This is a genomic window from Pseudomonas sp. BF-R-01 (assembly GCF_019946615.1).
GTDB classification, from domain to species: domain Bacteria; phylum Pseudomonadota; class Gammaproteobacteria; order Pseudomonadales; family Pseudomonadaceae; genus Aquipseudomonas; species Aquipseudomonas migulae.
In genome coordinates this window covers 1-5,129 of record NZ_JAGYFX010000189.1, presented here as the reverse complement: position 1 = coordinate 5,129, position 5,129 = coordinate 1, and the positions used below count along the sequence as shown (strand labels likewise).

4 protein-coding genes are annotated in these 5,129 nt (G+C 61.2%); 1 reads left to right on the top strand and 3 read right to left on the bottom strand.

The window, feature by feature from the left end; all coding sequences use genetic code 11:
- Window positions 1–75: 75 nt before the first annotated feature.
- Window positions 76–1,626 carry a nitric oxide reductase transcriptional regulator NorR gene (gene norR / locus KGB27_RS30865; protein WP_223557356.1) on the bottom strand — a complete coding sequence of 517 codons (1,551 nt, stop codon included), beginning with the start codon at window positions 1,624–1,626 and terminating at the stop codon, window positions 76–78.
- 156 nt (window positions 1,627–1,782) lie between these two features.
- Between norR and hmpA the strand changes: the two genes are divergently transcribed.
- Complete coding sequence (hmpA, locus tag KGB27_RS30860; RefSeq protein ID WP_223481129.1) at window positions 1,783–2,964, top strand: NO-inducible flavohemoprotein; 1,182 nt, start codon at window positions 1,783–1,785, stop codon at window positions 2,962–2,964.
- Between the two features lie 217 nt (window positions 2,965–3,181).
- Here hmpA and KGB27_RS30855 read toward each other — a convergent pair whose 3' ends face one another.
- Both KGB27_RS30855 and KGB27_RS30850 read right to left on the bottom strand, forming a co-directional pair.
- Window positions 3,182–3,808: a transcriptional regulator gene (locus KGB27_RS30855; protein ID WP_008026625.1), complete on the bottom strand. Its 627-nt coding sequence runs from the start codon at window positions 3,806–3,808 to the stop codon at window positions 3,182–3,184.
- A gap of 90 nt (window positions 3,809–3,898) precedes the next feature.
- Complete coding sequence (locus tag KGB27_RS30850) at window positions 3,899–5,026, bottom strand: NAD(P)/FAD-dependent oxidoreductase (RefSeq protein WP_223557355.1); 1,128 nt, start codon at window positions 5,024–5,026, stop codon at window positions 3,899–3,901.
- Window positions 5,027–5,129 lie beyond the last annotated feature (103 nt).

Below are 5,129 nucleotides of genomic sequence, written 5' to 3'. Positions count from 1 at the left end.
GCGATGGCATCGCTGCGGTCCGTCAGACAAACCGCGGTGATGCCATCGCCAGCAAGCCGGCTCCTACAAAAGCGTTCATTTCATGCCCAGTCTTTTGGCCATTCTTCCGAGATTCGCCCGATCCAAGCCCAGCTCACGCGCCGCGCTCGCCCAGTTATTGTGGTGCCGATCCAGGCACGCGCTGATCAATTGCCGCTGATAACTTTCAGTCGCCTCGCGCAAATCCCCTGACACCAATGTCACTGGCGTCGCGGTCGGCGACTCGGGCGTTACCTCAACGCTGCCGCTGGGTAAATCCAGATCCGCCGCACTCAAGCTGAGAATCTTCGGCCGTTCCCTGCAGTTACCCAGCGCTTTCAACGCGCTGCGCCCAATCAAGTGCTCCAGCTCCCGCACATTGCCCGGCCAGTCATACGCCAGCAACGACGCCTGGGCATCGCTGGTCAGGCGCAGGCTGTTGAGGCCCATGCGCGAACGGTTCTGCTCGAGGAAGAAACCGCTGAGCAGCAGCACATCCCGCCCGCGATCCCGCAGGGCCGGCACCAATAGCGGGTAAACGCTCAACCGGTGGTAGAAGTCGGCACGATAACGGCCACTGCGCACTTCTTCGGCCAGGTCGCGATTGGTCGCGGCGATGAGCCGCACATCGACTTGATGTTCTTTGTCCGAACCCAGCCGCTGCAATTGACCGCTTTGCAGCACGCGCAGCAATTTGGCCTGCACCGTCAGCGACAGTTCGCCGACTTCATCGAGAAACAGCGTGCCGCCATTGGCCAGTTCGAATTTGCCGCGACGGTCGCTGGTTGCCCCGGTGAAGGCGCCGCGCACATGGCCGAACAGTTCGCTTTCCACCAGCGTGTCCGGCAGCGCGGCGCAGTTGAGGCTGATGATCGGCTTGTCGGCCCGGGGCGAGGCGGCGTGAATCGCTTGGGCCACCAACTCCTTGCCGACCCCGGTTTCACCGGTAATCAGCACGGTCAGGTCGCTGCCGCCGACCAGGCTGATCTCTTCCACCAAGCGTTTGTGGGCCTTGCTCTGACCGATCATCTCGCGGTTCTGCTGGCCGCTGGCCTGTCGGTACACCTCGGCGCGTTGATGCTCGTCTTCAACACGATTGGCCAGCCGTTCGATGCGCTCGGCGGCATTGACCGTGGCGGCGGCAAGGCTGGCGAAGGCTTGCAGGGCGTCCAGTTCGATCGGTTCCAAGCGTTCCGGGTCGAGGGCGTCGAGGGTCAACAAACCCCACGGACGTTCGTCGATAAACAGCGGGCAACCCATGCAGTCATGGACTTCAAGGTGATCGTCGAGGCCATCGACCAGTCCGTCATAGGGATCGGGCATGTCGCTGTCAGCGGCGAAGCGGGTCGGGCCGGGGCTACTGAGTAGGGCTTCGAAGCGCGGGTGTTCGCTGACCTTGAAGCGCCGGCCGAGGGTGTCGGTGCTCAAGCCGTCGACGGCCAGCGGCACCAGCCACTCGCCATCAAGGCGCAGCAGCGCAGCGGCGTCGCAGGGAAGCAAGGCGCGCATGGCTTCGAGCAGGCGCCGATAGCGCTCGCCCTCGGGGAGTTCGCGGGACAGGTCCGAGACCAGGGGAAGCAGTGTGGTGAGCAAGGATTTTGCAGTCATAGTGACTCCGTGTAGTCGGTATGACTATAAGGTAGGGGGTGTCGTTATGACTAGAATGTTTTTAACTTGTTGATTTGTAACGATTAAATAACTGGCACGGAAACTGATAAGCATAGGGCAGTCAGTTAGAAAACCAAGTCGTTCAGGAGTCACCTTATGCTTAGCGTTCAAGACCGTGCAATCGTCAAATCCACTGTGCCGTTGCTGGAAAGCGGCGGCGAAGCATTGATCACGCATTTTTACCGCATGATGCTCTCCGAATACCCGGAAGTTCGCCCGCTGTTCAACCAGGCGCACCAGGCCACCGGTGATCAACCTCGCGCCCTGGCCAACGGCGTGTTGATGTATGCGCGCCACATCGATCAGCTCGACCAATTGGGCGACCTGGTGGCCAAGATCATCAACAAGCACGTGGCGCTGCAAATCCTCCCGGAACACTACCCGATTGTCGGCACCTGCCTGTTGCGTGCGATTTCCGAAGTGTTGGGTGACGAGATTGCCACGCCGGAAGTGATGAGCGCCTGGGGCGCGGCGTACGGTCAACTGGCCGAGATCCTGATCGGCGCTGAAACCAGCATCTACGACCAGAAAGAACAGGCCCCGGGCGGCTGGCGCGGTGCGCGGGAGTTCATCGTTGCGGCCAAGGTCGAGGAAAGCGCGGAAATCATTTCGTTCTACTTCGAACCGGCAGACAAAGGTCCGATCCTCGCGGCAGAACCCGGCCAGTACATCGGCATGAAACTGATCCTCGATGGCGAAGAGATTCGTCGTAACTATTCGCTGTCGGCCCTGGCGAACAAAGGTCAGTACCGCATCAGCGTCAAGCGTGAACACGGTGGCCGTGCCTCGAACCATTTGCATGATCAACTGCACGTAGGCGCCAGCATTCAGCTGTTCCCGCCATCGGGCGAATTCACCCTGAGCGACAGCGATAAACCGTTGGTGCTGATCAGCGGCGGCGTTGGTATTACCCCGACCCTGGCGATGCTGGAAGCGGCGCTGGAAACCAAGCGGCCGGTGCATTTTATCCACTGCGCACGTAATGGCAGCGTTCACGCGTTCCGTGACTGGATTGATGGTTTGGCCGAGCGTCACCCGCAACTCAAGCGTTTCTACTGCTACGACGAAGATGACGGCGTGAGCCCGGCGGCGCACAAGGTCGGGTTGTTGAGTCAGGAACAACTGGGCGAGTGGTTGCCACAGCAGCGCGATCTGGATGCGTACTTCCTGGGGCCTAAAGGCTTCATGGCGGCGGTGAAGCGTCACCTGAAAGCCTTGGGTGTACCGGAGAAGCAAAGCCGCTACGAGTTCTTCGGCCCGGCTTCGGCGTTGGAATAACCCCCAAACCCGTAGGAGCAAGGCTTGCCTGCGAAGGCGTCTTCAAGATCGCCTTCGCCGGCAAGCCGTGCTCCTACAGATTTGGGGACGCATCAGAGTTGTGTGACTGGCGCAGAACCTTGTAGGAGCCGGCTTGCCGGCGATGGTGTCTTCAAAATCGCCATCGCAGGCAAGCCGTGCTCCTACAGGGCGTGTGTCGCTGGCAATCCGGGGTGTTTCAGCCTTTCAATTCTTTCAAATGCTTGTACACCGTCGCCCGTCCCATGTTCAGCACGTTGGCCACATAGTTCGAGGCGCTTTTGCCTTTGAAGGCGCCTTCGGCGTGCAGGGCCAGCACCAGTTCGCGTTTGTGGTCGCGGGTCAGCAGGTTCAGGCTCAGTTGACGTTCGCGCAGCCAGCCGTGAAGGAAGGTATTGATGCGCTCCTGCCAGTCATCGCGGAACAGTGAGTCCGGTTGCGGGATCAGCTTGCTCGGCGACAGGAACAAGTCCAGCGCGGCCTTGGCATTTTCGAACAGTGAAATATTCAGGTTGATGCACAGCACCGCCAGCGGATGACCGTCGCTGTCGCGCAGCACGCTGCTCAGGCTGCGAATTTTCTGACCATCCCAATTCAACTTTTCGTACGGCCCGATGTTCCGTTCGCTGATGTCATCGCTGAGCATGTCTTCCAGCGCCGAGTCGTCACCCACTTCCCGTTTCGACAGGTTGTTGGCGATGTAGTCGACTTTCTGTGTGCGCAGATCGTGCAGCACCACCTCGGCGTGGGGGAAGAACAACGTAGCGATGGCATCGGCGATCGCGCGGAAGTTGTCCAGGGCCGGGTCTTTTACAGGTGCGTTCATACAATGGAGCTCCAGGCAGCGTCAGCGCCCTGCAAAAAGGGCGCTGGAAGTTTGCCGTAATCGTGTCGACACGTCACCTGAGGACGCCGGTCAGCCCAGGCGAGCAGGGGACAGCATCCCGGCGTCCAGGCCAAAACGCTTGAGTTGCTCGGGCAGTGCTTCGCCGCGTACCAGCGCGGCGCTGGCCTGGCCCATGGCGGGCGAAGTCTGGATGCCGTAACCGCCTTGCGCCGCAACCCAGAACAGCCCCGGCACCTGCAGATCGAAACCGGACAGCAAATCGCCATCGGCGACGAAGCTGCGCAGGCCGGCCCAGGTGCGGGTCGGGCGGCGGATGGTCAGGGTGGTGGCTTCTTCGATCTGGTAGATGCCCATGGCGATGTCCAGTTCTTCGGGCTGCACGTCGTGTGGTTCAACCGGGTCGGCATTGGCCGGCGAGCCAAGGAACATGCCGGCGTCCGGCTTCATGTAGAACGACTCGTCGAGGCTGACCAGCATCGGCCAATGGTGGATGTCCGCGCCTTCCGGCCCGGCGAAGATGAATGCTGCACGGCGTTTCGGTTGCAGGCCCAGCGGCTTCGCGCCGGCCAGTTCGCCGATCTTGTCGGCCCAGGCGCCGGCAGCGTTGATGATGACCGGGGCGCTGAAGGTCTGGCCGTTGGTTTGAACCTGCCACACACCTTCGCCGTCGCGGGTCAGGCTCAGGACTTCTGAGTCGGTATGCACTTCACTTTTATTGCGTCGGATGCCACGCAGGTAACCCTGGTGCAAGGCGTCGGTGTCGATGTCGCTGGCGGTCGGATCGTAGATCGCGCCATGGACTTTTTCCCGGCGCAGGATTGGCAAACGCGCGCAGGCCTCGTCGGCGCTGAGCAGTTGCATCTCCGGCACCGTGGCTTTGGCGCTCAGGTATTGGTTGTTCAGTTCGGCCGGGTCGCCGGTGAAGTCCACGGTCATTTCGCCGCGCGGGGTCAGCAACGGGTGTTCGCAGAAACCGGCAGGCGGGGCGTCGAAGAAATCGCGGCTGGCCTGGGTCAGTGCTCGGACCTGCGGTGTGCCGTAAGCGGCGGTGAACAGCGCCGCCGAGCGTCCGGTGGAGTGGTAGGCCGGATGGGATTCGCGTTCGAGCACGATCACTCGGGCGTGCTGCGACAGCCAGAAACCGGTGGAAGCGCCGGCGATCCCGCCGCCGATGATGATGAAGTCTGCCTGGCTCATGAGTGTCTCCTGTCGAGCGCAAATGCCAATAGTGTCGGTGCCCCCTGTAGGAGCGAGGCTTGCCCGCGAAGGCGGTGTGTCATTCTCAATATATGTTTAATGA

Excerpts from the sequence above, each read along its gene's own strand:
- KGB27_RS30850 (WP_223557355.1), bottom strand. The coding sequence starts at position 5,026 with ATGAGCCAGGCAGACTTCATCATCATCGGCGGCGGGATCGCCGGCGCT.
- norR (WP_223557356.1), bottom strand. The coding sequence starts at position 1,626 with ATGACTGCAAAATCCTTGCTCACCACACTGCTTCCCCTGGTCTCGGAC.
- hmpA (WP_223481129.1), top strand. The coding sequence starts at position 1,783 with ATGCTTAGCGTTCAAGACCGTGCAATCGTCAAATCCACTGTGCCGTTG.
- KGB27_RS30855 (WP_008026625.1), bottom strand. The coding sequence starts at position 3,808 with ATGAACGCACCTGTAAAAGACCCGGCCCTGGACAACTTCCGCGCGATC.